23 protein-coding genes and 3 pseudogenes are annotated in these 26,971 nt (G+C 71.2%); 9 read left to right on the forward strand and 17 right to left on the reverse strand.

Annotated features, from left to right (window positions below):
* Positions 1–226: 226 nt before the first annotated feature.
* A complete protein-coding gene (locus LQ327_RS09865) occupies positions 227–535 on the forward strand; it encodes a hypothetical protein (protein ID WP_230732127.1) in 309 nt (102 codons plus the stop codon).
* Between the two features lie 619 nt (positions 536–1,154).
* Here the strand turns inward: LQ327_RS09865 and istB are convergent.
* The 3 genes and pseudogenes from istB to LQ327_RS09880 all read right to left on the reverse strand — a co-directional run bounded on the left by istB (position 1,155) and on the right by LQ327_RS09880 (position 2,876).
* Positions 1,155–1,934, reverse strand: a complete 780-nt coding sequence (istB, locus tag LQ327_RS09870; protein ID WP_230732134.1) for an IS21-like element helper ATPase IstB — start codon at positions 1,932–1,934, stop codon at positions 1,155–1,157.
* Positions 1,931–2,626 (reverse strand): annotated as a pseudogene (locus LQ327_RS09875) (Mu transposase domain-containing protein); the annotation flags it as partial. The pseudogene LQ327_RS09875 and the gene istB, both read right to left, overlap by 4 nt.
* Before the next feature lie 61 nt (positions 2,627–2,687).
* Positions 2,688–2,876, reverse strand: a complete 189-nt coding sequence (locus LQ327_RS09880; RefSeq protein ID WP_230732137.1) for a hypothetical protein — start codon at positions 2,874–2,876, stop codon at positions 2,688–2,690.
* On the opposite strand from LQ327_RS09880, the gene LQ327_RS09885 reads away from it, so the two are divergent.
* Positions 2,875–3,309, forward strand: coding sequence for a hypothetical protein (locus LQ327_RS09885; RefSeq protein ID WP_230732139.1), 435 nt, complete (start codon positions 2,875–2,877; stop codon positions 3,307–3,309). The two genes, LQ327_RS09880 and LQ327_RS09885, sit on opposite strands and share 2 nt — an antisense overlap.
* 404 nt (positions 3,310–3,713) lie before the next feature.
* On the opposite strand, the pseudogene LQ327_RS35215 reads toward LQ327_RS09885, so the two are convergent.
* From LQ327_RS35215 to LQ327_RS09910, 6 genes and pseudogenes are all read right to left on the reverse strand, one after another.
* A pseudogene (locus LQ327_RS35215) lies at positions 3,714–3,782 on the reverse strand (hypothetical protein); the annotation flags it as partial.
* A 50-nt stretch (positions 3,783–3,832) separates the two neighbouring features.
* Positions 3,833–4,567: pseudogene (locus LQ327_RS34665) on the reverse strand (helix-turn-helix domain-containing protein); the annotation flags it as partial.
* Positions 4,568–5,013: 446 nt separating this feature from the next.
* The gene (locus tag LQ327_RS09895) at positions 5,014–5,388 is read right to left on the reverse strand and encodes an ATP-binding protein (protein ID WP_230732154.1); all 375 of its coding nucleotides are present in this window, start codon (positions 5,386–5,388) and stop codon (positions 5,014–5,016) included.
* 196 nt (positions 5,389–5,584) lie between these two features.
* Positions 5,585–5,932 carry a hypothetical protein gene (locus LQ327_RS09900; RefSeq protein ID WP_230732156.1) on the reverse strand — a complete coding sequence of 116 codons (348 nt, stop codon included), beginning with the start codon at positions 5,930–5,932 and terminating at the stop codon, positions 5,585–5,587.
* The gene (locus LQ327_RS09905) at positions 5,929–6,144 is read right to left on the reverse strand and encodes a hypothetical protein (RefSeq protein ID WP_230732159.1); all 216 of its coding nucleotides are present in this window, start codon (positions 6,142–6,144) and stop codon (positions 5,929–5,931) included. The genes LQ327_RS09900 and LQ327_RS09905 overlap by 4 nt, the downstream gene beginning before the upstream one ends.
* A complete protein-coding gene (locus LQ327_RS09910; RefSeq protein WP_230732162.1) occupies positions 6,141–6,356 on the reverse strand; it encodes a hypothetical protein in 216 nt (71 codons plus the stop codon). Before LQ327_RS09910 ends, LQ327_RS09905 begins: the two co-directional genes overlap by 4 nt.
* A 1,008-nt stretch (positions 6,357–7,364) precedes the next feature.
* Between LQ327_RS09910 and benA the strand changes: the two genes are divergently transcribed.
* Genes benA through LQ327_RS09935 form a run of 5 tightly spaced genes read left to right on the forward strand, consistent with a single transcriptional unit; the run spans position 7,365 to position 15,549 of the window.
* On the forward strand, positions 7,365–8,720 hold the full coding sequence (gene benA, locus LQ327_RS09915) for a benzoate 1,2-dioxygenase large subunit (RefSeq protein WP_230732164.1): 1,356 nt from the start codon (positions 7,365–7,367) through the stop codon (positions 8,718–8,720).
* Positions 8,721–8,722: 2 nt separating this feature from the next.
* Positions 8,723–9,277 (forward strand): benzoate 1,2-dioxygenase small subunit, encoded by a 555-nt coding sequence (gene benB / locus LQ327_RS09920; RefSeq protein ID WP_230732167.1) that lies wholly within the window; start codon positions 8,723–8,725, stop codon positions 9,275–9,277.
* Positions 9,278–9,297: 20 nt separating this feature from the next.
* Positions 9,298–12,081, forward strand: a complete 2,784-nt coding sequence (gene benC / locus LQ327_RS09925) for a benzoate 1,2-dioxygenase electron transfer component BenC (protein WP_308286274.1) — start codon at positions 9,298–9,300, stop codon at positions 12,079–12,081.
* 10 nt (positions 12,082–12,091) lie between these two features.
* Positions 12,092–14,842, forward strand: coding sequence for a helix-turn-helix transcriptional regulator (locus LQ327_RS09930; protein ID WP_230732186.1), 2,751 nt, complete (start codon positions 12,092–12,094; stop codon positions 14,840–14,842).
* Between the two features lie 38 nt (positions 14,843–14,880).
* Positions 14,881–15,549, forward strand: coding sequence for a maleylpyruvate isomerase family mycothiol-dependent enzyme (locus tag LQ327_RS09935; RefSeq protein WP_269069790.1), 669 nt, complete (start codon positions 14,881–14,883; stop codon positions 15,547–15,549).
* A gap of 66 nt (positions 15,550–15,615) precedes the next feature.
* Here the strand turns inward: LQ327_RS09935 and LQ327_RS09940 are convergent, their stop codons facing one another.
* Genes LQ327_RS09940 through LQ327_RS09950 form a run of 3 tightly spaced genes read right to left on the reverse strand, consistent with a single transcriptional unit; the run spans position 15,616 to position 18,422 of the window.
* On the reverse strand, positions 15,616–15,873 hold the full coding sequence (locus tag LQ327_RS09940; RefSeq protein ID WP_230732203.1) for a hypothetical protein: 258 nt from the start codon (positions 15,871–15,873) through the stop codon (positions 15,616–15,618).
* A 54-nt stretch (positions 15,874–15,927) separates the two neighbouring features.
* A complete protein-coding gene (locus LQ327_RS09945; RefSeq protein ID WP_230732206.1) occupies positions 15,928–17,274 on the reverse strand; it encodes a S8 family serine peptidase in 1,347 nt (448 codons plus the stop codon).
* A gap of 35 nt (positions 17,275–17,309) precedes the next feature.
* Positions 17,310–18,422, reverse strand: coding sequence for a phospholipase D-like domain-containing protein (locus LQ327_RS09950; protein WP_230732208.1), 1,113 nt, complete (start codon positions 18,420–18,422; stop codon positions 17,310–17,312).
* A 277-nt stretch (positions 18,423–18,699) separates the two neighbouring features.
* On the opposite strand from LQ327_RS09950, the gene LQ327_RS09955 reads away from it, so the two are divergent.
* Positions 18,700–19,935 carry a hypothetical protein gene (locus LQ327_RS09955; RefSeq protein WP_230732218.1) on the forward strand — a complete coding sequence of 412 codons (1,236 nt, stop codon included), beginning with the start codon at positions 18,700–18,702 and terminating at the stop codon, positions 19,933–19,935.
* A gap of 249 nt (positions 19,936–20,184) precedes the next feature.
* On the opposite strand, the gene LQ327_RS09960 is transcribed toward LQ327_RS09955, so the two are convergent.
* A complete protein-coding gene (locus LQ327_RS09960; protein WP_230732230.1) occupies positions 20,185–21,228 on the reverse strand; it encodes a 2,3-butanediol dehydrogenase in 1,044 nt (347 codons plus the stop codon).
* A 41-nt stretch (positions 21,229–21,269) separates the two neighbouring features.
* Positions 21,270–22,028, reverse strand: coding sequence for an SDR family NAD(P)-dependent oxidoreductase (locus LQ327_RS09965; protein WP_230732233.1), 759 nt, complete (start codon positions 22,026–22,028; stop codon positions 21,270–21,272).
* 346 nt (positions 22,029–22,374) lie between these two features.
* Between LQ327_RS09965 and LQ327_RS09970 the strand changes: the two genes are divergently transcribed.
* A complete protein-coding gene (locus LQ327_RS09970; RefSeq protein WP_230732237.1) occupies positions 22,375–23,610 on the forward strand; it encodes a hypothetical protein in 1,236 nt (411 codons plus the stop codon).
* Positions 23,611–23,618: 8 nt separating this feature from the next.
* Here LQ327_RS09970 and LQ327_RS09975 read toward each other — a convergent pair whose 3' ends face one another.
* The 3 genes from LQ327_RS09975 to LQ327_RS09985 are packed head-to-tail and all read right to left on the reverse strand — an operon-like array spanning position 23,619 to position 26,937.
* Positions 23,619–24,875: a dihydrolipoamide acetyltransferase family protein gene (locus tag LQ327_RS09975; RefSeq protein WP_230732239.1), complete on the reverse strand. Its 1,257-nt coding sequence runs from the start codon at positions 24,873–24,875 to the stop codon at positions 23,619–23,621.
* Positions 24,876–24,890: 15 nt separating this feature from the next.
* Positions 24,891–25,868, reverse strand: a complete 978-nt coding sequence (locus LQ327_RS09980) for an alpha-ketoacid dehydrogenase subunit beta (protein ID WP_230732240.1) — start codon at positions 25,866–25,868, stop codon at positions 24,891–24,893.
* Between the two features lie 13 nt (positions 25,869–25,881).
* Complete coding sequence (locus LQ327_RS09985) at positions 25,882–26,937, reverse strand: thiamine pyrophosphate-dependent enzyme (protein WP_230732242.1); 1,056 nt, start codon at positions 26,935–26,937, stop codon at positions 25,882–25,884.
* Between the last annotated feature and the right edge of the window lie 34 nt (positions 26,938–26,971).

Here is a 26,971-nt window from a genome sequence, read left to right on the forward strand (position 1 = left end):
CCAAACGGGTGATACGAACAACAGAGACCTGTTTCGGAGTGGTCGACGGTCCATTCGACTGTTAGCGTCGTGCCGCCCAATCAGGGCAGATCGGTTCCCCGATGGGGGGTCACGAGGAACGATCTAGTTCGCTGCACGTGACCCTTTTCCGTCAGGGGCCGGTCGAATCCGGAGCAGGAAAGGGATGCATCCAATGTCAGACGTGACCTTGCGACGTCGAGTCGCTATGGGCGCCGTGTCGGTGGCCGCCGCCGGTGGCCTCGCCTTCGCCGGAGCGGGCGCAGCGATGGCCTCGCCCTCCCACCACCCGGGGCCCCCGCCGCCGTCCCACTCGTCGTCGACGAAGCAGACCGCCGTGGGCATCGGCGGAAAGGGCGGCAACGGCGGCAACGGCAACACCGCGGTGTCGGTGAACGCGCTCAACGGCAACCAGGTGCTGACCGACAAGTCCAGCACCTCGGGCGGGTCGTCGTCGGCAAACGCCGGCAACGGCGGCAACGGCGGCAACGGGAGCGCGGTCAACGTCAACAAGTGACGATCGTCCGGGTGGGTAGAGAAACGAGGAAACCCACCCGGCGACCGACCGGGCCCCTGTCAGGCCGTCAGCGCATGGCGCGACCGCGCTGTGCGGCCAGGTCCGTGCCGTCTGTTTGACCCCCAAACTGTCGACGACGGCATCGAAGCGCCCCATCTCGCGGCTCTGCGGGATGGGGCGCTTTGATACATCCGGCCCTTCGAGACCTCGCCGCCCGGGGATATCGCCGAACAGCCTCCCCGCTCCGCCGCAATGGGAAATTCACGGAGAACCCGGGCGACAACGCCGGCGAACGACGATCACGACGATCAGTCAGTTACCCGGTGCGGGTGGAGCTGCCAGGTCAAGGCAGGAGTCGCCGGTCACCCACTGTCGCTCGGCGCTGCTCGGTGCAGGACGCACCCACGGCGAAGCTCACTACCTCGGGTGGAGGCGTCGCTGCGAGAGGGGGTGATAAAGCGCGTTGGGGTATCCACTCAAGCAGAGTAGTTTGATGTCGTGGCCAAGCCGCAGGCATGGGTGCACTACCCGCGATCGCTGAGCGAGTTCGGGGCCTGTCAACGGCCAAGTTGTGGTCCCCGCTGGTGGCCAGGAAAAAGTCCCCGCCCCGGTGGGGTGATCAGGGGTTCGGGCGGGGTGGTCCTTCGTTGGTTCGGGCTTGGCGCATCCGAAACGATTGGCCGGATGTGGTCACGACGTGGCAGTGATGGAGGAGTCGGTCGAGCAGGCTGACCGCGGTGGTGTGTTCGGGCAGGAACCGGCCCCACTGTTCGAAGGGCCAGTGCGAGGCGATCGCCAGCGAGCGGCGTTCGTAGACCGCGGCGACCAGCCGGAACAGCAGCTGGGCGGCGGTGTCGTCTAGCGGCGCGAACCCGATCTCGTTCAGGATGATCAGGTCGTAGCGCAGCAGGGAGTCGATGACCCGGCCCACGGAGTTGTCGGCCAGCCCGCGGTAGAGGGTCTCGACGAGGTCGGCGGCGGTGAAGTAGCGGACCCGGTGGCCGGCCTCGACGGCGGCGTGCCCGAGCGCGACCAGCAGGTGTGATTTGCCGGTGCCGGCCGGCCCGACCAGGGCCGCGTTCTCCGCCGCCCGGATCCACTCGAGCCCGGCGAGGTAGTCGAACGTGGCGCGCGGGACGCTGGCGGCCGAGAGGTCGAACTCGTCGAGGGTCTTGGCCAGTGGGAATCCGGCGGCCTTGTGTCGGCGGCGGGTGTTGGCCGCGTCGCGGGCGGCGATCTCGGCGTCGATCAGGGTGCGCAGCAGCTCCTCGGGGCTCCAGCGTTGGGTCTTGGCGGTCAGCAGTAGCTCGGGGCCCAGTTCGCGGACGGTGGCCAGCTTGAGCCGCTTGAGGCCTGCTTCGAGGTCGGCGGGCAGCGCGGGCGGTGACGTTGCGGTCATGAGGCGTCCCCGTTCTCGACGCCGACGGTGTCGGCGCTGGGCAGGGCGTAGTCGGCCAGCGAGCGCGTGGTGACCCGGGGCAGGTCGATGACCAGCGCGTCCCCGGCCGGTTGCGGGTCGGGGGTGGCGACGCCGGCGGCCAGGATGGAGCGGACGTCCTCGGCGTGCCAGCGGCGGAACGCGGTCGCCCGGGTCAACGCGGCCAGCATCGGGTCGCGGCCGTAGGCGGCCTCGAGGACGAGCAGCTCGTCGAGCTCGGGGCCCAGGCGGGTGTTGCCGGCCGCGGTCGCCCCGGTCAGGAAGGTCTCGGCGACCGGGCCGAACGCGCAGAACCGCTTCTCCGCGTTCGTCCTGGGTCGCGGTGCCCGCCGCGGGGTGTTGGGGCGGGGCCGGTTGTAGTGGGTGTCGTCGATGCTGGCCTCGCCCGGGGCGACCAGGGTGTGCTCGGCCAGGATCACCCCGCTGTCGCGCTCGAGGACTCTCAGCGTCCCGTCGCTGGTGGCCAGCTCGACGGTGGCGCCGATCAGCCGGGTGGGCACCGAGTAGCGCGCGGAGCCGAACCGGACGCAGGAGAGCCGGTCGACCTTGCGGGTCACCACCGTCCGGCCGGGCAGCGCCGGGCGCAGCGAGGGCAACCCACCCAGCAGCTCACGTTCCCGGCCGAGGCGCTCGGCGGGGACCGCGCAGATCTCAAGCGGGCCCGTTCACGCAAAGTGCGCTGTGCGGTCTCGGGAGATCGTTGGCGGATTGTCGTCAGGACTTGGTTGTCGGCCCGGCCTTGGTCCAGGTCTTGAAGCGGGTCAGTGGCTTGCTGGGGTCGGGGGCGAAGGTGGTGAGTTCGTGGTCGCCGTCGAGGACGCGGAAGGTGGTGTCCTCGGCGATGACGGTGATGGTCTTGCCGGCGTGCGCGCGTCCGATCCGCAGGCGGTGGCGGGCCACCATGACCACTCCGCACTCCGTCGGCGCCGACGACGCGCTGGGAGCGGGGAGCGTGGGCGGGTATAGGGGCCGGCAGCGGGCCCGCGGCGCGGCGGGCGCCGCGGAGCGCGAGGCGGCGCTCGAGCTCGATGGGGTGGGGCCAGGAGCCGACCAGCATCTGGTCGGTGACGGCGTGGACGAGGTGGCCATCGAGGCGCAGCGCTACCCGGGTGCCGGTATGGACGACACCGACGTTGAAGTCGGTGCCATCGACCCGCACGATCCCGTCGCGGCCGACGACCCGATCGACCTCGACCACCGTGTGGGCCGCGCAGTGACGGGGACTGCGCGGCAGCGCCGCCGGCGCCGGCGCCGCGCCGGCGGGCGGGCGCCGCGGGCGCGCAACTCGGCGAGGTGGGTCGGCGAGAGCCGGGAAGCCACGGTCTTGAGCAGCTGATCCTCGAGGCAGACGTGGACGGTGTCGACGTCAGCTCGGACGGTGACCAGACGCCCGCCGTAGGCAGGTCCGAGCCAGACCTGTTGATGGGCGGCGACGGCGAAGCTGCCGCAGCTCGGGACCCGGACCTCCAGCTCCACCGCCCCATCAGCAGCGCCGTCGGCAACGGGAACCTCGCCGGCCGGTGCCGTCAGCGCTGACGAACTCGACGACGGCTCCGAGCTGGTCGCGGAGCACAGCCCGTCGCTGAGCTGCGCCTCGGCGTCGAGAGCCGCCGGGGGCGCGGGTGCGGTGCTGGCGAGCGGACCGGCGGTGGCCGCCTGTCCGGGGCGGAACAGCCTGGCCGGGGTGGCCATGTCCAGGCTCTGATGCGGTCGGACGTGGTTGTAGCCCTGTACCCAGGCATCGATCGCGGCCTGGGCGGTGTCGAGATCGGCGAACGGCGCGACCTGGTCGAGCAGCTCACGGCGCAACGTCCGATGGAACCGCTCGATCTTCCCCGGTGCTCGTCGGGGGAGCGGCGCTTGGTCAACCGGGCGGTGATCCCAAGCTCGCGGCAGGTTCGCTCGAAGAGCACCTCGACCGGCGCCGGGCGGGTGTAGCGGCCGGTGAACTGCTTGCCGTTGTCGGTCAGCACCTCACTGGGCACCCCGGAGCGCGCGATCGCCGCGAGGAATGCCCCGGTGACCGCCCGGCCGGTCGGCACCACGACCAGGGCGGCGACGACCACGGAGCGGGAGTGGTTGTCGATCCCAGAGACCATCGTGACCTCGCGCCCGCCCGCCAGGTGCACCCCGCCCACCAGATCGAGCTGCCAGAGCGCCATCGGCGTCTCCCGGGCCCACCGCTTGTACGTGCGCGGCCGGCGCTGCTCCTGCGGGGCGACCAGCTCATGGCGCACCAGCACCCGGTGCACTGTCGCCCGCGACGGCGCCGCCTCGGCTCCGTGGGTCACGGCGAGCTCGTAGGCGATCCGGCGGGCGCCCCACCGCGGATGCTCCCGCCGCAGCCCAGCGATCTCGGCCTCCAGCGTCGCGGTGGTCCGCGACGGGCTGGAGCGCGGACGCCGAGATCGGTCCGCCAACCCGACCACGCCCGCCTCGTCGAACCGGCGCCGCCACCGGTAGACCGCCTGCCGGGACACCCCGTAGCGATCAGCCACCTCCGCGACCGGCGAACCGGCCCGGACCTCGAGTACCGCCCGATACCGCTGCTCGACCCACCAGCCGACGTCCTCGCCCACGCGCTCTCCTCCCACTCCGAAACGAGCGGAACAAGATCATCTTCGGCGCGAAGTCGTGAAGCCTGTCCTGAGGCCGAAGCGTCAACCAGGTCCTGAGACGTCACACATCAACGTCGGCGGGTTGCGCCCGATCTCACCGGGCCACGCCCGCTACTGGGAGTCGGTGGCCGACCACCTGACCAACGAGGTGCTGGGCAACGACGCAGCGGCGGGCCCGCCTCTGGTGCGCGCCGAGACGTTCCGCCACCTGTGGCTATGTCAACGTTGCTTGGCTCCAGGTCGACGCAACCTTGTACCCACTTGTCGATCTCTGCGGGTGTGAGCGAGGCTCGGCGGCGGGCGTGTCAACGGCGGCTCATCTTGAGCAGCGGTCGGCGACTGGTTCTTTGATCAGGCGTGATGGCTGTCGGCGGGCCGTTGGAGGCCGAGCTTGAGCCCGTGATGATGGCGCTAAGCGAAGCTCAGCTAGCGCCATCACCGTGGGGGAGCGCCCAGGACAGGGTCACCGTGGTGCCGGTCGGGTGGGTCGCGGTCTCCACCCGGCCGGCGAGGGCGCGCATCAGGGCGAGACCACGGCCCCGTCCTCCTGGGTCCGCCGGCGGTGGGTGCCACCGTCCGTGGTCGCTGACCTGGACCTCGGCGACGGCGCCGCCGGTCGCCGCGGCGAGCCGGACCGGTCTGCCCGGCTCTGGGTAGGCGTGGTCGGCGACGTTGGTCAACGCTTCGTAGACGGCCGCCTCGATCTCGCCGGTGGTCTCCTGGTCGAAACCGATCGCCGCCACCCACTGCTGTAGCCGGTGGCGCAGCCCGCGCAGATTCTGCGCGATCGCGGCCACGTTGAGCTGCAGCGGTGCCGGTGACCCGGGTGGGCTGCGGCTGCGCGGTCCCCTTGACCTGGTCCCTGACGTCGGGATCCGGCGCCGCCCTGGTCCTGGTCGCGAGCAGCACCCGGGACGGCGAGGTCGCTGTCACGCTGCTGTGGCGCGGTCCGCATCGGCAGCGACTGACGTCGTCGAGGTTGACCGAATGACGTTAAGTCTCGCCGGTTGGCGCACTGGGAACGGCGGCGGGTCTGGTCGGTGTCGGGGTGAGAGCTGTGGTGAGACCGGGCCAGCTGGCGGTGGTATGTGTCTTCTGACCGTCGGGATCGGCAGCGAGGATCTCCTCGGTGAGCGCCCGGATAAGCCCGTCGGGCGTGAGCGCGCATCCGAGGTCGGCGTAGGTGGTGAGTTCGAGGGCGACGAGCCGGCCCAGCGCCCCGGGGTAGAGGCGCCGGGCGCGGTAGCCGGCGCGGCGCAGCCGTCGGCGGTCCTGGTAGTCCAGTCGCGGGGCGTTCCCGTCCGGCTGTGGTGGGCTGGGCGGGATCCGGATGCCGGTCACTGGGCCGGTCTCGATGCCGCGTGCAGTATTTCGTCGGCGAGCTGCGGGACGAGGCGATCGCCGTCGAACTGGTAGCCGAAGTCGGCCCACGCCCGGAGTTCGCGCTCGATCAACTCGCCCAACGCCCCGGGCTGCAGCGCCTGGGCGTGGGCCGCGGCGATCCGGCACCGGGAACGGTCGGCTGCGGTGGTGGATTGCTCGCCGACGGTCATGGCAGGCTGGCCCTGCTCACGGCGGTGGGCCGGTGGAGGATGTCGTCGACCAGGCGGGGGACCAGGGCGTCGCGGTGGTCGCGGTATCCCAGCTCGACCGCGCGCTCCAGCTCGCGGCAGATCAGCTCGCCCAGCAGCCCGGGGTAGATCCGGCGGGCATAGTCGGCGGCCGCGCGGTAGCGCGAACTCTCGTGCAGAGCCAGTGTTCGCATGATTTCCCCCTGCTACTACGTGTCACGCCACGACGCGGTGAGCTTTGCCCCTCAACGCTTATGGCCGATGGCGTTTGGCTCTTAGGTTACAGAAGGCGATATCAGCGCGCCATTGACCACTTAACTTACGCCAAACAGGTGATACATCCGGGTTGTGTGTGCGACTGATCTCGGGCTGCAGTTGGTCCTTTCCGCATGCCCAACGCCACGGGGCAGACACGTGAGCTGGTCGCGGCCGTGATACAGCCGGTAGAACACGCGGGACGCTGGCGTGCCGGGCGTCGTTGTCCGCCGAATCGGACTCGCCGGGCACCTTCTCGGTGATCAGGTCGATAAGCGCGGCGAGGTCGTCGGCGCCGTGGTTGGTGGCGAGTGGTCATGACCCGCTCCTGGGGGCGTCGGTTCCCGAAGGTTTCCGGGAGCGATGCTCGACGGTGCCGTGCCTGGGTGGCGGCCCGGGGCCGCAGATCACCCGTTGCGCTGAACCAGCGGCCCACCCCGTGACCGCGGGCTGGTCCGCCGGGTTGGCGACAGCGGTTCGTGGCGGTGGACCGGCCCGGAGTGGCCAGCGTGGACGTGCCTCAGGAGTCTTCAGCGGACGAGGCGAGGTATGTCGACGGGTGCGCGACACCCGGGCGTGGAACGGGTCGTGGAACGAAACGGCGTCAAGTTGCGGAGGCCGGTGAGCACGGTGTGACTGGTGACGTGCACCGATAGACGCACAGAGGCTGCCGTTCACAGAGAAGAACGTTCTCGTAATGCGTAGGTCGTCGGTTCGATTCCGACAGGCGGCTCCGCAGGTCAGGGCCCGTATCGCACGCCGGTACGGGCCCTTCTGCTGCCCGGCCGAGGCCGCTTTCCCGCCCGGCAGCGACGGCAGCCGACCCGCGATGCCTAGGTCAGGACTAGGTACTTGGCCGATGTGTCGGGGACCAGGCCGGACCACCGTGGACGGACCACCACTTCTGGTCCGGCGCCGATCCGGACGACTTCCGCCTGGAGGACGCGATGACGCAGAGCCTCGACCGAGCTCAGAACATCCTCGCCGACGCCGTCGTCGACGACCGCGAGTCCGGAGTGGTGAAGGCCAATCGCCGGATCTTCACCGACGAAGAGATCTTCGAGCTCGAGATGAAGCACATCTTCGAGGGCAACTGGGTCTACCTCGCCCACGAGAGCCAGGTCGCCGAGGCCGGGGACTACTTCACCACCTACATCGGCCGTCAGCCCGTGGTGATCACCCGCGACAAGGACGGCGGCCTGCACTGCCTGATCAATGCGTGCGCCCACCGCGGGGCCATGCTCTGCCGCAAGAAGCGGGACAACCGCAGGACCCTGACCTGCCCGTTCCACGGCTGGACCTACCGCAACGACGGCACCCTGCTCAACGTCAAGGACCCCGAGGGCGCCGGCTACCCCGAGAACTTCAACACCGACGGGTCGCACAACCTGGTCAGGGTCCCGGTGTTCGAGAGCTACCGCGGGTTCCTGTTCGGCAGCCTCGATCACGACGTCCAGCCCCTGACCGAGCACCTCGGCGACACCACCGAGCTGATCGACATGATGGTCGACCAGTCGCCGGAGGGTCTCGAGGTGCTGCGCGGCTCGTCGACCTACACCTTCGACGGCAACTGGAAGGTCCAGGCCGAGAACGGCGCCGACGGCTACCACGTCACCGCGCTGCACTGGAACTACGCCGCCACCACATCGCGGCGCGAGAGCGGCGAGTCCAAGAACGAGACGAAGGCCCTCGACGCCGGCGGCTGGGGCAAGTCCGGCGGCGGCTACTGGTCCTTCCCCCACGGCCACCTCTGCCTCTGGACCTGGAAGGCCAACCCCGAGGACCAGCCCCTCTACAGCGAGATCGACACGCTCAAGGAGCAGTTCGGCGAGGCCACGGGCGACTTCATGGTCCGAGGCTCCCGCAATCTGTGCCTCTACCCGAACGTCTACCTGATGGACCAGTTCTCGACGCAGATCCGGCACTTTCGCCCGATCGCGCCGAACCAGACCGAGGTCACGATCTACTGCATCGCCCCCAAGGGCGAGAGCGACCAGGCGCGGGCCAATCGCATCCGCCAGTACGAGGACTTCTTCAACGCCTCGGGCATGGCCACCCCCGACGACCTCGAGGAGTTCCGGGCCTGCCAGCTGACCTTCCAGGCCACCACCGCGCCGTGGAACGACATGACCCGCGGGATGCAGCACTGGATCGACGGACCGGACGAGGTCGCCTCGGCGCTGGGCATGGACGGCGTCATCTCCTCGGGCGCGAAGAACGAGGACGAGGGCCTCTACCCCGTCCAGCACGGCTACTGGCTCGAGACGATGCGCAGCGCGCTCGAGGCCGAGAAGGAGGCCTGATCATGACGACCGCCGAGAAGCCCGTCGGGACGGGCAGGGACGCCGACACCCCCGGCAGCGGACATGCGTTGATCACCCAGAACCTCATCGAGCAGTTCCTCTACCGCGAGGCCCGCTACCTCGACGACCGCGAGTTCGAGCGGTGGCTCGAGTGCTACGCCGACGACGTCGTGTACTGGCTGCCGTGCTGGGACGACCACGACACCCTCACCCAGGACCCGCAGCGCGAGATCTCGCTGATCTACTACCCGAACAAGGGCGGCCTGGAGGACCGGGTGTTCCGCATCCGCACCGAGCGCTCGAGCGCGACGTCGATCCCGGAACCGCGGACCAGCCACAACATCACCAACGTCGAGGTGATCGAGCGGCGTGGCGACCTGGTCGACGTGCGCTTCAACTGGCACACCATGTACTTCCGGTACAAGACGGTCGATCCCTATTACGGGACGTCGTTCTACACGATCGACTTCTCGGGGCCCTCGCCGCTGATCCGTCGCAAGACCGTGGTGCTCAAGAACGACTTCATCCACCACGTCGTCGACGTGTACCACTTCTGACCAGGAGGAGAGTGAGTGCGGTGTCGACGACGACGCACGATGTCGCTCTGACCTTCGAGGACGGCGTCACTCGCTTCGTGCGCTGCCGTGAAGGTCAGACGGTCATGGACGCAGCCTACCGCTCCAAGATCAACATTCCGGTCGACTGCAGCGACGGCGCCTGCGGGACCTGTAAGTCGTTCCTCGAGTCGGGCGAGTTCGACATGGACGACTACGTCGAGGACGCGCTCTCTCCCGACGAGGAGGCCGACGGCTATGTGCTGACCTGCAGCACGCGCCCCAGGTCGGACCTCGTCCTGCAGATCCCGACGACGTCGGCGGTCGCCCGGACCAGCGCGGGCTCGTTCACCGCGACCGTCGCCGGGGTCGAGCGACTGTCGTCGACGACGATGTCGCTGACCCTGGACTGCGAACAGCGCGGCACGCTGGTCTTCCTCCCGGGGCAGTACGTCAACATCGCGGTGCCCGGCACCGAGGCGACCCGCTCCTACTCGTTCTCGTCCGGCCCCGACGCCGAGCAGCTGACCTTCCTGATCAAGCTGTCGCCCGGCGGGGTGATGTCGGACTGGCTGGAGAACCGGGCGTCGGTCGGCGACCCGGTGCAGTTCACCGGGCCGCACGGCAGCTTCTTCCTCCGCGAGTCGGACTCGCCGCTGCTGCTGCTCGCCGGCGGGACGGGGCTCGCCCCGATCCTGTCGATCCTGCGTCGGCTGCGTGCGGCCGGCAGCAGCCGGCCGACGCACCTGACCTACGGCGCGACCACCGACGACGACGTCATCGAGCTCGACACCCTGACCGAGCTCGCGGAGTCGCTCGAGTCGTTCACCTGGGCGCACACGGTGGCCGACGATCGGACGACCGCCGAGCGGCAGGGCTACGTCACCGCGCACACCGAACCCGGGCACCTCCACGACGGCGAGGCCTCGGTCTACCTGTGCGGGCCGCCGCCGATGGTCGACGCCGTCCGCAAGGACTTCGCCGAGCGGGGCTTCGAACCGGCGGGGTTCTACTACGAGAAGTTCGCCCTGGCCGCCAAGCCGGACTCCGACCAGACCGCCGACGGTCTCGAGGGCGCTGAGCCGGAGAACGACGCGGCCATGCCGATCGCCGAGGGGGAGGAGCACGGGAGCGAGGACCGGACCCCGGCGCCGCTCGGCCCGGAGTCCACCGGCGAGCTGCTCCAGAGCCTCGAGGGACGCGAGCTCGACGGGCAGACGCTGCTCCCGCGCGTCGACCTGGCCGAGCTGGGCGCCGGCGCGCGGGTGGCGGCGGCGTCGGATCTCCCCGATGGCAGTCCGATCGAGGACCTGCCACGGCGGCTGCTCGGGCGGGTCGTCCTCCCCGGGGGCGAGCCCGGACCGGGCGAGGCCCGGGTCGGTGACGACGACGAGCTGCTCGTCGCCGACGGCGCGCGCGGCATCCTTGGCCAGGACGTGTTCACGACGAGCGTGGTCGAGCCGCTGATCACGCCCCTCACTTCCGAGCCCGTCTCCGAGCCCGGTGTGGTGAGTACCGATGGCTACGAGATCGGTCAGCAGCACCCGTCGATCCAGATTTCCGACGCGATCTTCGACGCGCGGCGTGCTCTGGAGCTCGGGGCCCTGGAGCTCACGATCGGACGGATCACCTCCCAACAGGTCGCCGGCTACCGCGTGCTCGCCCAGGCGACCGTGCCCTACGTCGACGTGGCGAACGAGCGGTTCACCGACGCCCACGCCTACACCGAGTCGAACGCGGCCTTCCACGACCACCTGTTCACCCTCACCGGCAACGAGCACCTGCTGCACGCCTATCAGGACCTCGGCGTGAAGGGGCACATGGAGGAGTCGTTGCGGTCGGCGACCTGGTGCGATCCCCGGTGCGCGCAGGACCACCTCGACATCGTCGACGCGTTCGAGGCCGGGGACCGGGACGAGGCCCGCCGGCTGATCTCCGAGCACGCCGAGCGGTCCAAGGCCACCACCCGCCGCGCCATGAACGAGCGCCGCGAGTCCCGTCGGCCGAGGTTCATCACGCCGGGCCGCTTCGCCGACCACGTCGTGGTGATCACCGGCGCCGGTCAGGGGATCGGGGAGACCACCGCACGGCGCGTGCACGCCGAGGGCGGCCTCGCCGTGCTGGCCGACCGCGCGGACACCGTCAAGGACCTCGCGGCCGAGCTGGCCGAGGACCGCACCGAGGGCGTCGGCGACGCGGTGGCGGTGATCGCGGACCTCGAGACCTGGGACGGGGCGAAGGCCGTCATCGACGCGGCGATCGATCAGTTCGGCCGCGTCGACGTCGCCATCCATGGCGTGGGCGGCACGATCTGGGCGAAGCCGTTCGACGAGTACGCGCCGGACGAGATCCAGGCGGAGATCCAGCGGTCGCTCTGGCCGACGTTGTGGTGCTGCCGCGCCGTCGCACCGCACATGATCGAGCGGGGAGGCGGCACCATCGTCAACATCTCGTCGAACGCCACCCGGGGCATCCTGAGGGTCCCGTACTCGGCGGCCAAGGGAGGCGTCAACGCGATCACGTCGGCCCTCGCGATGGAGCTCGCTCCGCACGGGGTCCGGGTGACGGCCACCGCGCCCGGCGGCACGGACGCTCCCGAGCGGAAGACCGCGCGGGGTCCGGCGCCCGCGTCCGAGCAGGAGCTCCGGTGGCGCGACGACATGGTCGAGCAGGTCACCGGGTCGTCGCTGATGAAGCGCTACGGCACGCTGGACGAGCAGGCCGCCGCAATCACCTTCCTGGCCTCATCGGAGGCCTCGTACATCACCGGCTCGGTCCTGCCCGTCGCCGGCGGCGACCTCGGCTGAGGTCGTGATCATGGCTGCGCCCGAGGACGACCGCACGACCCGGCCGTCCGGTGCGGACGTGCGCCCGGCGGCCCTGGTCGACGGGGCGGTCGGTGCACACGATCGGAGCGAGATCCGCCGGGCGCTGCTCGACGTGCTCGAGCAGGGCCGCGGAACCGTCCTGATCACCGGGGAACCCGGCGTCGGGAAGTCCCAGCTCCTGCGCGAGGCCCTCATCCGGGCCCGCGGGACCCCGGTACTCACCGCGGCGGGGGTCGAGTGGGAACAGGACTGTTCCTACGGAGTACTCGCCCAGCTCGTCGGCGACGAGGTCGGGGGCCTGGCCGGCGACGACGCGTTCACCGCCGCCGACCGGCTGGTCGCCCGGGCCGGGGATCAGCCGGTGGTGATCGTCGTCGATGACGCCCACTGGTGTGATGTCGACTCGGTCAGGGCGCTGTCCACGATGGTCCGCCATCACCGCCGAACCCCGGTGGTGATGTTGTTCGTCGCGACGCCCGGTCTCGGGGCCTCGGCCCCGGTCGCGCTGCTGCGCCGCACCGCGGACCTCGCGCTGCCCCTCGGACCGCTCTCGAACCGCGAGCTCGAGGAGCTGTGCAGCAGCCGCGGTCGCCCCCTGCCGCCGTGGCTTCTCGAGCGGCTGCGCCGCCACACCAACGGCAACCCTCGCCACGTCCTGGCGCTGCTCGCTGAGCAGCCCGACGCGATGTGGGACACCCCCGACCTGCGGTTGCCCGCCCCGGAAGACGTGGCCGTCCGTGTCGACGAGGAGTGCGAAGCCCTCACCGAGCAGGCCGGACGGCTCGTCGAGGTCGTCGCCTGTTTCGCGGAGCCGGTCAGCCTCGACGAGATCGCCCGCACCGCGGGGATCCGTGATGTCCTCGCCCCGCTCAGCGAGGCCGCCGAGCGCGGACTCGTCACCCGCTTCGGTGGCCGCTCGCTGCCCGTCGTCGGACCCGCCAGTCCGATGGTGCGCGCCGCGATCCTCGACCGGGTCGGCCCGCACCGCGCGGCCGAGCTGCGCCGCGTGGCCGCCGAGATCGTCTCCGAACCCCAGCGCCACCTCGGACTGCTCGCCGCCGCCACCCCCGGGCCAGCGCCCGAACTCGCGTCCCGGCTCACCGACCTGGCCGCGGCCAAGACCGCCGACGGCGCCTGGTCCGACGCGGCTCACGCCCTGCTCGAGGCCAGTCGTCTCAGCGAGCGGCGCGAGACCCGGGAGCTGCTGCTCATCCGCGCCGTCGACGCGCTCATCGGTGCCGGAGCGGTGTTCGAGGCCGAAGCCATGATCCCGGCCGTCGAGAACCTCTTCGACAGCGACATCCGCAACTCGGTCCTGGCCTACCTCGCGATCCAGCTCGGCCGTCGGACCCAGGCGGAACGGACCCTGACCCGGGCCTGGGACCTCGTCGACCCCGACGCGGACCCCGACGCCGCCGCCTGGATCTGCCAACGGCGGGTGCTGCACGCGCTGCTCTGCGGCGACGGCCCCGCCCTGGTCACGTGGGCCGACCGCGCCACCGACCTGGTCGGGCCCGACCACCCCGCCGCGGTCGAGGCGCTGGCGATGCGTGGCCTGGGCACCGCGGCGTCCGGGCGCCCCGCCGAGGCCCTGAGCGAGTACCGCGCTCTCGCCGCGCGCGTCCGGGAAGGCCCGCAGGTCCAGCGGATCACCATGGGCCACGGGTGGTTGCACCTCGTCGTGGGGGACCTCGACGAGGCGCGCGCCGAGCTCGAGAGCGCCATCCCCACCACCACCCTCGGCGGATCGTCGCGGATCTCGCTCTGGGCCTCCGGGTGGCTCGCCCGCGCGCACTTCCTCGCCGGGGACTGGGACCTCGCCCTGCGCACGGTCGCCCACGGTCTGCGTCGCGCCGAGCAGACCGGCATCGCCATCGTCACCCCGCTGCTGGGCTGGACCGCCGCCCAGATACACAGCCTGCGCGGCGAGGAGGACCGCGCCGAACGCGTCCTGCGGGACGCCAACACCGGCGTCGAGGACTACGAGATCATGGCGGTGCCCCGGCGTCTCGCGCGTGCCGCCCTGGCAGAAGCCCGCTCGGACTACCGCGCCGTCGTGCGCGCACTGGGTCCCCTCGCCACCCGCGACGACGACAGCACGGTCGCCCAGCCCGGCTGGTGGCCCTGGCGGGACGTGTACGTCAACGCACTGGTGCTCGAGGGTCAGCTCGACGACGCCGAAGCCTTCCTCGACCACCACGAGGCCCGCGCAGCCGAGCAGGACAACCGACCGGAGCTGGCCCGGCTGGCCTGGGCCCGTGGACGCCTGCACGCCGCCCGCGGCGACCTCGACGCCGCCCGCGACGCGTTCGAGGCCTCGCTCGCGGCCCTGGACACGATGTCGTTGCCGTGGGACCGGGCCCGCGCCCATTTCGCCTACGGCCAGTCGCTCCGGCGCCTGGCCCAACGGCGCGACGCCGACACGATCCTGTCCACCGCCCGCGAGCTCTTCCTCGCCCTCGGGGCGACCAGCTACGTCGCGCGCTGCGACCGGGAGCTGCGCGCCGGAGGGGTGCACCAGACCCGTCACGAACGCGCGACCCGGGAGCTCACGTCCCAGGAGGCCGCCGTCGTCGAGCTCGTCGTCCAGGGCCGGTCGAACAAGGACGTGGCCTCCGAGCTGCAGATCTCACCCAAGACCGTCCAATACCACCTCACGCGGATCTACGGCAAGTACGGCGTCCGCTCCCGCACCGAGCTGGCCCGGCGGCATCCCGACGAGCGTGGAGACGTGACGTGATCAAGGACCTTCGGAGCCTGACGAGCGACATCGGCGTGATGCACCGTGAGTCGGACATGGCGATGGCGACCATCGCGAGCCTCGACGACGGGGAACTCACCAGGCCGACCCGATGCCCGGGGTGGACCCGGGCGCACCTGATCGCCCATCTGATCCGCGACGCGGACGCGCTGACCAATCTCGCGACGTGGGCGGTCACCGGCCGCGGGACGCCGGCGTACGAGTCGCGGGAGGCACGGGACGCCGACATCGAGACGACCGCGCGGCGCTCGGCCACCGAGCTCGCTGCCGCACTGGCCCAGGCCGATGTCCGTCTCGAGGACGCGTTGCGACGGCTCAAGGACGGAGTGCAGGTGCAGACGATGCCGACCCTCTTCTCGGGCGAGATCAGCGCCTTCTCCCTGCCTGCGGTGCGCACCACCGAGCTGATCGTCCACCACGACGATCTCGACACCACGTGGGAATGGCACGAGGCCGATCCCGACGGGATCGTCGACGCCATCGACGTCTGTGTGACGAGGCTGCAGGCGAGCCCTGCCGTTCCCGGCCTGCAGATCATCGCCCGCGAAGGCGAGGAATGGACCGTGGGCGATGGCTCGATCAGGATCGAGGGCTACTACGAGAACCTGCTCCCGTTTCTCGCGCGCGGGCAGGTCGACGAGGGTCTGCATCATGAGGGCGAGCTCCCCAGCCTTCCCTCCTGGTGAGCCGGTGCCCCGACACCGCGCACCCCCGGCTCATCGACCTGAGCGGACGACGCTCGTCGTCACGGCTCAGGGCGGCCCGGGACCTTCGTGCTGGGTGCCGACGGCCCGATCCGGCTCGACGGCCATGACCCCGGGCAGCTGCGCGACGGCGGCGGTCTGGGCCGGGGTGGCGGTGCCGGTCACCACCCCGACGGTGCCGAGGACAGCCTCGACGGTCATTCCCGCGTCGCGCATGCGATCGGCGAGCTCGTCGATGTCGCCACGCCGCCCGGAATCCACGGTGACGAGGATTCCTGTCGGCACGGCCCCGTCGTCGTCGGTCACGGATGCCTCCCGGAGGGGGACGTCGGGCGTGGGGCTCGGGTCACGCCCGACGGGTCACCGGGGAGCCTGGACGAGTCCGGCCCCCACGTCGACCGACGGGAGGGTCAGCTGGCGCGCACCGCGGACGACCTCGCCCCAGAGAGTCATCCCGGTCGCTCCCGTGGCCTGGGCGTAGAGCGCCGCGATCCCGGAGACGTGCGGGGTGGCCATGCTCGTGCCCTGGATCGTCTTGAACTCGTCGGGGAGCGGCCAGGCGGAGAACACCACGGTGCCGGGGCCCGCGATGTCGACCTGGCCGCCCGCGGCCGGGCCGGTGCGGGCGGAGAACCGCGCGATCTGCATCTCGGGATCGATCGCTCCTACGGCCATGACCGACGTGCTGTTCGCGGGCCGGCCCACGAAGCCGGGGTCGCCCGGGCGGGTCGCGTTGTTCCCGGCCGCCGCGACGATCAGGCATCCGGCGTCGAGCGCCCGCTGTCCCACGGCCTCGTAGGCCGACGAGACCGTCGGGTCGTTCGACCCGAGCGACATCGAGATGACCTGGCAGCGTTGGGTGACCGCCCACTCCATGCCCGCGAGGACCTGGCTGTCGGAGCCGCTGCCCGCGTCGCTGAGAACCTTGCCGACGAACAGGTTGGCGCTCCCGGCCACGCCGTAGCGGCGCGATCCGCTCGGGGGCACCCGGGGACCCGCAGCCGTGCCCGAGGTGTGGGTGCCGTGCCCGTTGCCGTCCTGCACCTCCTCGTCCGGGACGAACGACTGGTTGATCACCCGGCGTCCGACGACGTCGGGATGCGTCAGGTCGATGCCGGTGTCCAGGACCGCCAGCCGGATTCCCTCGCCCGTCCACGGCGAGGTGTCCACGAGCGCCGCCTGGAGACCCCACGTCGTCGCGTCGGTGTCGGCGAACGTCGCCGACGCGGTCGCGGCGGCACCGTTGGGGGCGAACTGGGTGGGCACCGTCGCGCCGTCCAGGCCCAGGTTGGTCAGGAGGGCCGACGCGGCGTCGCGGTAGCCGCGCAGGTACTGCTCGAGCTGCTGGTCCCCGATCGGTGCGTCGGCGGGGGCGGCGAGGGCGTACATCACCTGCTCGGGCTCGACGCTGCGGATGCGGGCGTCGGTCGTCGCGGCGTTGCGCAGGGCCGCTACGCGTTCCGCGCCACCCGGGACGACGGCGAGGCCCAGGTTCGGGAACAGGGTCGCGTCCTCGTCCCCGATCTGATCCATGACCATCGCGTGATGGCCGAAGTCGCTCGAGCTGGCGATCGACGACGTGCCCGCGAACGAGCGCACCGTCCTCGCCAGCGACTCCTCGTCCGGATGCGCGTCGAGCTCCATCACGAGGATCGACCGGCCCGTGTACTCGGGCCGGCCGGGATTAAGCTGCTGTGGACTGGTCATCGGTGCTCCAGGGTGGTTCCGGCTCGTGACGGAGGTCAGCGGCGGTAGGCGGCGGTGATCTCACCGATCGCGTCGCGATAGCGGCCCGCCAGCTCCGCCGCGGCGGAGACGACGGCGTTCTCGGCGTTCTTCGCGGCGTTGCGGGAGAAGTTGAAGCTGCCCGTCGACACGGTGTCGTCGCACACCAGCACCTTGTCGTGCATGAAGTTGTGCTTGCTGGTCGGCGTGAACGGCTCGGATTTCTTGCCGACGAGGTGCTCGGCGACCTGCTCGAACAGCGCGGCTTTCCGGCGGCCGTTCGCGGTCTTCTTCCACTGCCGCACGATCGGCCCCATCTGTCCCGCATCGTAGATGCCGGCGAGAGCGACGCCCCGGTCGGACGCGTCCGCGAGGGCTCCGAGAATCGTCTCCGACGTGAGCACCATCGACGCGACGTCGACGCGAGAACGGGCGGCGTCGATCATCGCCGTCAGGTCGGCGTCGATGGCCGGACCGTCGCCCGGTGCGAAGTCCCATTCGAGAGTGGATCCGTCGACCGTGGCCGACCCCTGATCGTGTTCGCCCGTGCCTGCGAGGCGGCCGGTCCGCCACAGCTCCGCGAAGTCACGCTCGTATCCGGTCGCGAGGTCGGGCGACGCGAGGATCACGATGTTGTTCTCCTGATGGGTCCATGCGTCGCTCGTGAAATTCGTCGATCCGGTCCACACCCGGGCGTCCGGGCTGCCCCCGTCCCGGATCACGTATTTGTGGTGCATGATCTGGTCGCCGGGATCGATCGCCCTCAGCGCCACCGCGGTCCCGTCGAAATGCTCGTGCAGCCACTGGTGGGTTCCGGGCGGTGCGGGGTCGGCGCCCCGCTCCGCGAACCCCAGCGAGAGCTCGCCGGGCGGCGCCGCGGCCTGCGCCGCCGCCTTGCCGCCGTGGTCGTAGGTGAGGCGCACCTCGACGCCGCGATCCGCGGCCTGCGTCAGCGCCTGCACCACGATCCCGGCGAGCGGCTCGTCCAGTCGGAAGTCGTAGATCGCCAGGTGCAGGCTCGTGGACGACGTACCCGCGAAGTCCGCGAGGAGCTGAGCCACCTCTTTCGGCTGACCGTCGAGGCCGCCGTGATCGGTGTCGCGGAGGAAATGGGTCTCGATCGCATTCATGGTCATCCTCGGTCGGAAATCGCGGGCGGTCCGTTGCCGAAGCGCGGTACCGCGACTCCCAGGGGACGGCCGACCAGGTGATCGAATCAATCCTGATAGGTAGAAATACGTAGGTCGGAGCAGGACCGCTCCGGTTTCAGGTCGGGTCGAGGCGGTGACCGATCATTCACGGCCCGTCACCCGCCCATTCGGATGCTTGCCCGGTCGCCGACGCTGCCCGATACGCTTTCCCGAGCCGTGGCCGTCGATGCGAGATTCATCGAAATGGGGGGCCGTCATGGGAGCGATCACAGCGCAGCGCCGGTGGACCGTGGAGTTCGACGAGGACGGCCATCTGCGTTCCGGCCCCGATCCCGCGGAACTGGTGGGTCTCACCGATCTGTTCGTCTTCAGTCATGGATGGAACACCGACGAGACCGGTGCACGCGAGCTCGCGGCGGATCTCTTCGAACGGGTTCATCGACTGCTCGACCCCGAGAAGGAGCCGACCACCGGGTTCCTCACGGTCGTGTGGCCTTCGATGCTGTTCCCCGACGATGCGCCGGTACCGCCCGTCACGGTCGCTGCCGCATCGCCGCCCGGTCTCGAGGCCGCGCTCGCCGCGGCGTTCCCGGGCCACGCCCCGGAGGTGCGGTCCGTCGCCGACCTGCTCGAGCGCCGTCCCGACGACGAGGCGGCGCTCGCCGACTGCGTCGGGCAGATCCTCTCGCTGGCGGGCGGCCTGCACCTGAGCCCGGAGGACGCCGGGAGCGAGCCGCTGCTGACGGAGACGCCGCTGGACGCAGCCCGGGCGGCCACCGCGCTCTCGCGATCGGCCACGTCCCCGACGATCGAGGACGTCGATGCCACCGCGTCGCTCTGGGACGGCGCGCTCGAGGTGGCGCGGACGCTGAGCTACTACGCCATGAAGGCCCGGGCGGGGACGATCGGCGAGCAGGGGCTGGCGGAGGTCCTGCGCTCGGTCCCCTCGGGCCTGCGCGTGCACCTGTCCGGGCACAGCTTCGGCGGCCGGCTGGTCTCCTTCGGACTGCGCGGCCTGGACGCGGCGTCCTCCCCGGTGGCCTCAGTGGTCCTCGTCCAGGCGGCGTTCAGCCACTTCGCGTTCTGGGGCGCGCCGCCGGCGTCCGGCTCCGGCGCGCTCGCCGGAGTCGTCGACCGCGTCCACGGACCGCTCGTCTCGACGTTCTCCGAGCACGACCGCGCGTGCGGCTGGTGGTACCCGACGGCGAGCCTGCTGGCCCGTCAGGACATCTCCGAGGTCGGCGACCCGCTCTACCGGTGGGGTGCCCTCGGGCACGACGGGTTCCAGGGCGGGGCCGCGGTCGGTGTCCCGATCTCATCACCCGGACACACCTACGGGTTCGCCGCGGGGAGCCTGACGCGCGTCGACGCCGGGACGGTGATCCGCGAGAACCAGTCCTGGATCGCCGGTGCCCACAGCGACATCCGCCACGACGAGGTTGCCTGGCTGATGGTCGACGCCGCGGACGCGGGGAAGGTCTCCCATGGGTGAGGTCGAGATCAAGGTCTCCTACGCCGACGACGCGGCCGACCACGCCCGCGAGGTGCTCCGGCCCGGCTCGACCGACGAGAGGATCCAGAAGATCTTCTTCGGTCCGACGCCCACCGTCGCGAACGGACGTTCGACGGGGTGGACGGCACCTGGAGGCGCTGCCCCGAGCGCTCGCCGACCTCGGACTGCCGCCGGACGCCACGTCGTCGACCAAGACCGAGGCCGTGCTCCGGGCCCTGATGAGCCGACTCAGAGGTCGATGAGCACCTTCATCCGCTCGCCGCGGCGGAGCTGGCCGTAGACCTCGAGCAGGTCGTCGAGCGGCGCGTGGTCGACCCAGCCCGCCCCGGTGATCTCGCCGCGCGCCATGCTCTCGATGACCTGGCGGTAGTCGTCGTCGGTGTAGACGAGCGAGGCCACGATCTGCGCCTCGCCGAGCAGCAGCGCTACCGGGTTGAGCTCCATGGCCTGCTCGTGGATCCCGACGACGACGACCTTCCCCCGCGGTGCGAGGGCGCCGATGCCGGTGATGATGGCCTCGCCGACCCCGGCCGCGTCGAAGACGACGTGGGCGCCCAGGCCGTCGGTGGCCCCCCTGGCGGCGACGGCGACCTCGGTGGCGGTCGGATCGATGACGTTCCGGGCGCCGAGCCCGGTCAGGATCGCGCGCCGCTCCGCGGAGGGGTCACTGGCGATGATGTCGGTGATGCCGGCGGCGCGGAGCGCGAAGAACAGGCCGACGCCGATCGGGCCGAGCCCGGCGATCACCGCGAGCTGTCCCGGCTGGATGCCGGAGAGCTCCACCGCGTGGTAGCTGACGGCCATCGGCTCGACGAGTGCGCCGAGCTCGAGGGAGACGGTGTCGGGCAGCGGGAACACCATGCTCTCGGGCAGCACGGTGTACTCCGAGAGCCCGCCGCCGTGCCCGGACAGGCCGTGGAAGGCCAGCACCCGGCAGGTGTTCGGGGCGCCGGCCCGGCACGAGGGGCACTCGCCGCAGGTGTAGGTGGGGCGGACCGCGACGCGGTCGCCGTCGGCCACCGTCGTCACGCCCTCGCCGACGGCGACGACGGTGCCGGAGAACTCGTGACCGAGGGCGACCGGCGCCTTCACCCCGGTCTGCGGGTGGGGCTCGACGGGCACGAAGGTCTCCGAGGAGTAGTACTCGTGCAGGTCGGAGCCGCACACGCCGTTGTGGGCCACCCGGAGCTTGACCTGTCCGGGCCCGGCCGCGGGCTCGGAGACGTCGTCGATCCGGATGTCGTGGGGCCGGTAGTAGATCGCGGAACGCATCGTCGGGGACCGCCTTCCTCTTCCTCGTCGGGGTGGACCGCTCAGCCGGCCATGCCGCCGTCGATGGCGAGCGTCGTGCTGGTGACCATCGCCGACGCGTCGGAGGCCAGGTAGAGCGCCGCCTGCGCGATCTCGTCGGTGGTGGTGTGGCGGCCCAGCGGGATGAATCCGTCGAAGTCCACCGCGGCGTCCGCCTGCGACTTGCCCGTCGCGCGCATCTCGATGTCGTCCTGGAAGGGCGTCGACGTCGGGCCCGGGTGCAGGGTGTTGACCCGGATCCGCCGGTCGGCGACCTCCTTGGCGGCCGAGCGCATCAGCCCGACCTGGCCGTGCTTGGCCGCGACGTAGGCGGAGAGGTCGCCGAAGCCGACGAGCCCCACGACGCTGGAGGTGATGATGACGCTGCCGCCGTCGTTCATCCGGGGCAGCGTGTGCTTGAGGACGTGGAACGCGCCACCGATGTGGACCGCCAGGGTGCGGGCGAACACGTCCTCCGGGTAGTCGACGATCTTCGCGACCTCGCCGGAGATCCCGGCGTTGGAGAACACGACGTCGAGCGGCCCGAACCGGTCGACCCCCGTCGACACCGCGGCGGCCACCGCGCCGGAGTCGGTGACGTCCGCGACCGCGGCGACGGCGTGCTCGGGGCCGATCTCCTCGACGGCGGCCTTGAGCTTGGTCTCCTCGATCCCGACGAGGACCACCCGGGCGCCCTCGCGGACGAACAGCTTGGCGGCGGCGAGGCCGATACCGCTCTCCCCGCCGGTGATCAGGGCGACCTTGTCCTGCAACTGGGCCATCGGGCTTCCTCACGTGTGCTCGGGCGTGGTTGCCGTCACACATGAGACGGGTCGAGGCCGCGATCAGCAAGCGCACGTTTCTCCGACGGCCGGTGATTCGGCCGCGCGACGACCATCCCTACGAGCGTTCCCTGACGCCCGACCTGTCCCTCAGCGCCGCTTTCGGGCGGGTTTTCAGGAGCCGAACGCCGCACGAAGTAGTCCGAACGGCGTACGTCTGAACCGGAGTCGATCACGTATGGTCTAGATCACAACGGATTCTGAATTCCGTATTCGCAGGGCGTGTCGGGTGCGCATCGCATCCGGCCGGTCCCGACCGATGTCACCGAGGAACACCGAGGTTCCGATGAGTTCTCCGTCCGCGACCCCCTCGGGGACCGCTTCCGCGGCCCCTCCCACCCCGTCCGGCACTGCCCCGGACGGCCACACGCGAACCCTGCCCTGGTGGGTGTTCGGGCTGGCCAATGTCGTCGTCGTCGCGGTGGCGGCGGTGCTGTTGTGGTGGCTGTTGATCGATCCGCAGTGGAGCCCGGTGGGTTCGTATCCGCAGCCGTTCAACGCGTCGCTGTTCTGGGCGATCATCGCCACGGTGTGGGTGGCGTTCAACTGCGGCTGGACCGGGCCGGCGCGGCTGGGTCAGCCGGCCCGCGGGCTGGTGGGGATCGTGGTGGTGCTCGCGATCGCGGCGGCGGTGGTGGCGCTGCTGGCCTACGGCTGGTCGCGCGTGGATCCGAGCTTCGCCGCGTCGCGGGCCGAGGGGGCCGGGTTCGGGACCGGGCAGCTGATCGTGCTGTTCGCGTTCTTCTTCTACGTGACCGCGGTGGTGAACTGGGCGCAGTGGCCGTGGGCGGATCGGCTCTCGCCGCCGTGGGCGGGGCTGGCCGAGATCGGGACGCTGGTGCTGCCGACGCTGGTGCTGTTCGGGGTGCTGGCGGTGCCGAACGTGGCGACCTGGGCGGATCCGTCGACCGCGTTGATGAGCAAGGCGACGCTGACCGGCTGGTTCTACAGCTGCATCGTGGCGGTGGTGGTGACCGGGCTGCTCTGGGACAACCTGCCGTGGGCGCTGCTGAAAAGCCGCGCCGCGACGGCGGTGGTCTCGCTGGTCGGGAACTTCGTGCTGGGCACGGTGATCTATTTCGGGACGCTCGGGGCGGCGAAGCTGCTCATCGGCCCGGCCAACGTGGCCGCGCTGGGGGACGGGGTGACCTCGTATGCCGCGGAGTTCGGGGTGTGCTGGGTGTTCTGGATGATCGCCTGGGCGAACGTGTTCGGGAACAAGCCCACCCATCTGGGTCGGGCGGCGAACCTGGTGGTGCGCACCGTGGTGACCCTGGTGCTCGCCGTGGTGACGTTCCTCGGCTACTACTTCGTGGTGGCCGGGTCGGTGCTGCACGAGCCGGCGGCCGGGGTGTCGCTGCACGGTGACGCGCTGGGGTTCATGAACTTCGCGGTGCTGGTGATGCTGTTCTACGTGCTGTTCCTCGGGTCGTTCGGGCTGCCGCCCGCCGAGCCCGACGCCGCCGCGGCCGACGCCGAGACCATCGCCGTCGAGACCGCCGGAGCCCGCGAACCCGCCTGAGGAGTTCCTCAGTCGAGCAGGAGTTCCATGGCCGGGTCGGCGAGCACGGCGCCGACCCGGCCGAGCACCTTCGAGCCGAGCTCGCCGTCGACGAGCCGGTGGTCGAACGAGAGCGACAGCTGCGTGATCTCGCGGAGCGCGATCTCGCCCCGGAACTCCCACGGGCGGCGGCGCACCGCGCCGAAGCAGAGGATCGCGGCCTCGCCCGGATTGAGGATCGGGGTCGCGGCGTCGACCCCGAAGACGCCGACGTTCGTGATCGTGATCGTGCCGCCGGACATCTGCTCCGGCGTCGTCCTCCCGGCCCGCGCCGTCGTCGTGAGCTCGCCGAGGGACCGGGCGAGCTCGACGAGGGTCAGCGCCGCCGCGTCCTTGATGTTCGGGACGAGCAGCCCGCGCGGGGTGGCCGCGGCGATCCCGAGATTCACCTTCCGCTGGTGGACGATCTCCTGGTTCGCCTCGTCCCAGCGGGCGTTGACGTCGGGGTGGTGACGGATCGCCGAGAGCAGCGCCCGGGCGACCAGCAGCAGCGGCGTGACCCGGACGTCGGCGAACGCCGGGTGCGCCTTCAGGGCCTCGACGGTCTCCGTCATCGCGGTGACGTCGACCGTGAGGAACTCGGTGACGTGCGGGGCGGTGAACGCGCTCGCGGTCATCGCCGCCGCGGTCGCCTTGCGCACGCCCTGGACGGGTACGCGCCGCTCGTCCGACGGTGAGGGCGACGATGGCGCCGGTGACGACGGCGGTGTCGGATCCACCCCGTCGAGGTGGCGCTGGAGATCCTCCCGCCGGATCCGGTCGCCGTCGTGCGCGACCTCGGCGAGGTCGACCCCGGACTCCTTGGCGAGCTTGCGGACCGGGGGCGTGGCGAGCGGCCGCCCGGCACCGTGCGACTCCGGCGCCGGCGGCCGGGCCGGCCCGGATCGGCGTCGCGGTCGCCGGGTGGTCCCCGCCGAGCTGGTCCCGTAGCCCACGAGGACGCTGCCGCTGGTCTCGTCGGGGACACCATCGGAAGCCGCCGCGGCCGCCGTCGTGACCCGCACGATCCCGGCGCCGACGGCGACGGTGTCGCCCTCGCCGACGAGCAGTTCCGCGACGACGCCGTCGAACGGACTGGGCAGTTCGACGGCGGCCTTGGCCGTCTCGACCTCCACGAGCACCTGGTTGACGGCCACCTCGTCGCCGACCGCGACGGCCCACGTCAGGATGCTCGCCTCGGTCAGGCCCTCCCCGACGTCCGGCAGGGCGAAGGTCTCGGTGCTCACCAGGTCTCCCGAGGATCAGTAGTGCAGGACGCGGTCGACGGCGTCGAGCACGCGGTCGAGGTCGGGCCGGTAGTGCTCCTCCAGGTGCGCGGCCGGGTAGGGCACGTTGAACCCGCCGACGCGCATCACCGGGGCCTCGAGGCTGGTGAAGCAGTGCTCACCGAGGGCCGCGGCGACCTCGCCGCCGAGCCCGCCGAACGTCGGCGCCTCGTGCACGACGACCGCGCGACCGGTCCGTCGCACCGACGCGACGAGGGTGTCGGTGTCGATCGGCGAGAGCGAGCGCAGGTCGACGACCTCCAGCGAGTGGCCCTCGGCCTGTGCTGCGGTCGCGGCGCGCAGGCAGGTCTCGACCATCGAGCCCCAGGTCAGCAGGGTCACGTCGTCGCCCCGGCGCACGGTGCGGGCGGCGTCGAGCGGCAGGACGAGCGGGTCGTCGGGGCTCTCGGTGACGTCACCCTTGGACCAGTAGCGGCACTTGGGCTCGAAGAAGATCACCGGGTCGTCGCAGGCGATGGCCTGGCGCAGCAGCCAGTGGCCGTCCTGGGGGGTCGCGGCGCTCACGACCCGCAGCCCCGCGGTGTGGGTGAAGTAGGCCTCGTTGGACTCCGAGTGGTGCTCGACGGCGCCGATCCCGCCGGAGAACGGCACGCGGATGACGACGGGTGCCGTGACGCGGCCCCGCGAGCGGGCCCGGAGCTTCGCCAGCTGGGAGGTGATCTGGTTGAAGGCGGGGTAGACGAACCCGTCGAACTGGATCTCGCAGACCGGTCGGTACCCGCGCATCGCCAGTCCGATCGCCGTCCCGACGATGCCCGCCTCGGCCAGCGGGGTGTCGACGACGCGGTCGGCGCCGAAGTCCTTCTGCAGGCCGTCGGTGACCCGGAAGACCCCGCCCAGCCGGCCGACGTCCTCGCCCATGACCATGACCTTCGGGTCGGTCTCGAGGCCGGCGCGCAGGCCGCGGTTGATGGCTTCGGACAGCGTGAACACGGTGTCCTCCTCCTCAGTCGAGGAACGATCCGGCGTACTCGACGTACGCGGCCCGCTCGGCGGCCAGCGCCGGGCCCGGCTCGGCGAGGACGTGGTCGAACATCGAGGCCGCCTCCGGGGCGGCCAGGGCGCGGCAGGCGCCGCGCACGCGCTCGGCCAAGGCCGTCGCCTCCGCCTCGAGGTGGGTGAAGAACCCGTCGTCGGCCCAGCCGCGCGCCTCGAGCAGCCGACGGAGGCGGTCGAGCGGGTCCAGGGTCTGCCAGTGGTCGAGCTCGGCGTCGCTGCGGTACCGGGTCGGGTCGTCCGACGTCGAATGACCGGCGATCCGGTAGGTGAGGGCCTCGATGAACGCCGGCCCCTCGCCGCAGCGCACCGCCTCGGCGGCCCGGGACGTGGCGACGTGCACCGCGAGCACGTCGTTGCCGTCGACGACCTGGGTGCTCAGCCCGAATCCGGCCGCGCGCTGGTGCAGCGGAGCGCCGAATTGTGCCTGAGTGGGTGTGGAGATCGCCCATTGATTGTTCTGGCAGAAGAACAGGACGGGCGCCGCCATGGTGGCGGCCCAGTTGAATGCCTCGTTCGCTTCGCCTTCACTCGAGGACCCCTCGCCGAAGTACGTCATGACGAGCTCGTCCGCGCCGTCGTGCTGGGCGCCGATCGCGTAGCCGACCGCGTGCGGGAGCTGGGCGGCGAGCACCAGCGTGTAGATGTGGAAGCGGTAGCGGGCCGGGTCCCACCCCGACTGGCTCACCCCACGCCACTGCGCGAGCAGCTCGGCGGGCTCGATCCCCCGGCACAGCGCCGCCGCGTGGTCGCGGTAGGACGGGAAGACCCAGTCGGTGTCGCGGAGCGCGCGGATCGAGCCGACCTGTGCGGCCTCCTGACCCCGCGACTGCAGCCACAACCCGAGCTCGCCCTGTCGTTGCAGGTAGTAGGCCTCGTCGTCGAACCGGCGGGCCAGGACCATGTCGCGGAACAGGGCCCGGCACAGCTCGGCGTCGATGGCCGACGCGGACGGGCCGTCACGGAGGTCGCCGTCGGGACCGAGCAGTTGGAAGATCTCCACCATCACTCGTCCCGGGTGGGGGCCGGGGATGCCTGGC

This window comes from Actinomycetospora endophytica, assembly GCF_021026375.1.
GTDB lineage: Bacteria > Actinomycetota > Actinomycetes > Mycobacteriales > Pseudonocardiaceae > Actinomycetospora > Actinomycetospora endophytica.

Coding starts and splice junctions, on each gene's coding strand:
- LQ327_RS09865 (WP_230732127.1), top strand. CDS start 227: ATGGGCGCCGTGTCGGTGGCCGCCGCCGGTGGCCTCGCCTTCGCCGGA.
- istB (WP_230732134.1), bottom strand. CDS start 1,934: ATGACCGCAACGTCACCGCCCGCGCTGCCCGCCGACCTCGAAGCAGGC.
- LQ327_RS09885 (WP_230732139.1), top strand. CDS start 2,875: ATGACCACTCCGCACTCCGTCGGCGCCGACGACGCGCTGGGAGCGGGG.
- LQ327_RS09880 (WP_230732137.1), bottom strand. CDS start 2,876: ATGGTGGCCCGCCACCGCCTGCGGATCGGACGCGCGCACGCCGGCAAG.
- LQ327_RS09905 (WP_230732159.1), bottom strand. CDS start 6,144: ATGACCGTCGGCGAGCAATCCACCACCGCAGCCGACCGTTCCCGGTGC.
- LQ327_RS09910 (WP_230732162.1), bottom strand. CDS start 6,356: ATGCGAACACTGGCTCTGCACGAGAGTTCGCGCTACCGCGCGGCCGCC.
- benA (WP_230732164.1), top strand. CDS start 7,365: ATGACGCAGAGCCTCGACCGAGCTCAGAACATCCTCGCCGACGCCGTC.
- benB (WP_230732167.1), top strand. CDS start 8,723: ATGACGACCGCCGAGAAGCCCGTCGGGACGGGCAGGGACGCCGACACC.
- LQ327_RS09930 (WP_230732186.1), top strand. CDS start 12,092: ATGGCTGCGCCCGAGGACGACCGCACGACCCGGCCGTCCGGTGCGGAC.
- LQ327_RS09935 (WP_269069790.1), top strand. CDS start 14,881: ATGCACCGTGAGTCGGACATGGCGATGGCGACCATCGCGAGCCTCGAC.
- LQ327_RS09945 (WP_230732206.1), bottom strand. CDS start 17,274: ATGACCAGTCCACAGCAGCTTAATCCCGGCCGGCCCGAGTACACGGGC.
- LQ327_RS09950 (WP_230732208.1), bottom strand. CDS start 18,422: ATGAATGCGATCGAGACCCATTTCCTCCGCGACACCGATCACGGCGGC.
- LQ327_RS09955 (WP_230732218.1), top strand. CDS start 18,700: ATGGGAGCGATCACAGCGCAGCGCCGGTGGACCGTGGAGTTCGACGAG.
- LQ327_RS09960 (WP_230732230.1), bottom strand. CDS start 21,228: ATGCGTTCCGCGATCTACTACCGGCCCCACGACATCCGGATCGACGAC.
- LQ327_RS09965 (WP_230732233.1), bottom strand. CDS start 22,028: ATGGCCCAGTTGCAGGACAAGGTCGCCCTGATCACCGGCGGGGAGAGC.
- LQ327_RS09970 (WP_230732237.1), top strand. CDS start 22,375: ATGAGTTCTCCGTCCGCGACCCCCTCGGGGACCGCTTCCGCGGCCCCT.
- LQ327_RS09985 (WP_230732242.1), bottom strand. CDS start 26,937: ATGGTGGAGATCTTCCAACTGCTCGGTCCCGACGGCGACCTCCGTGAC.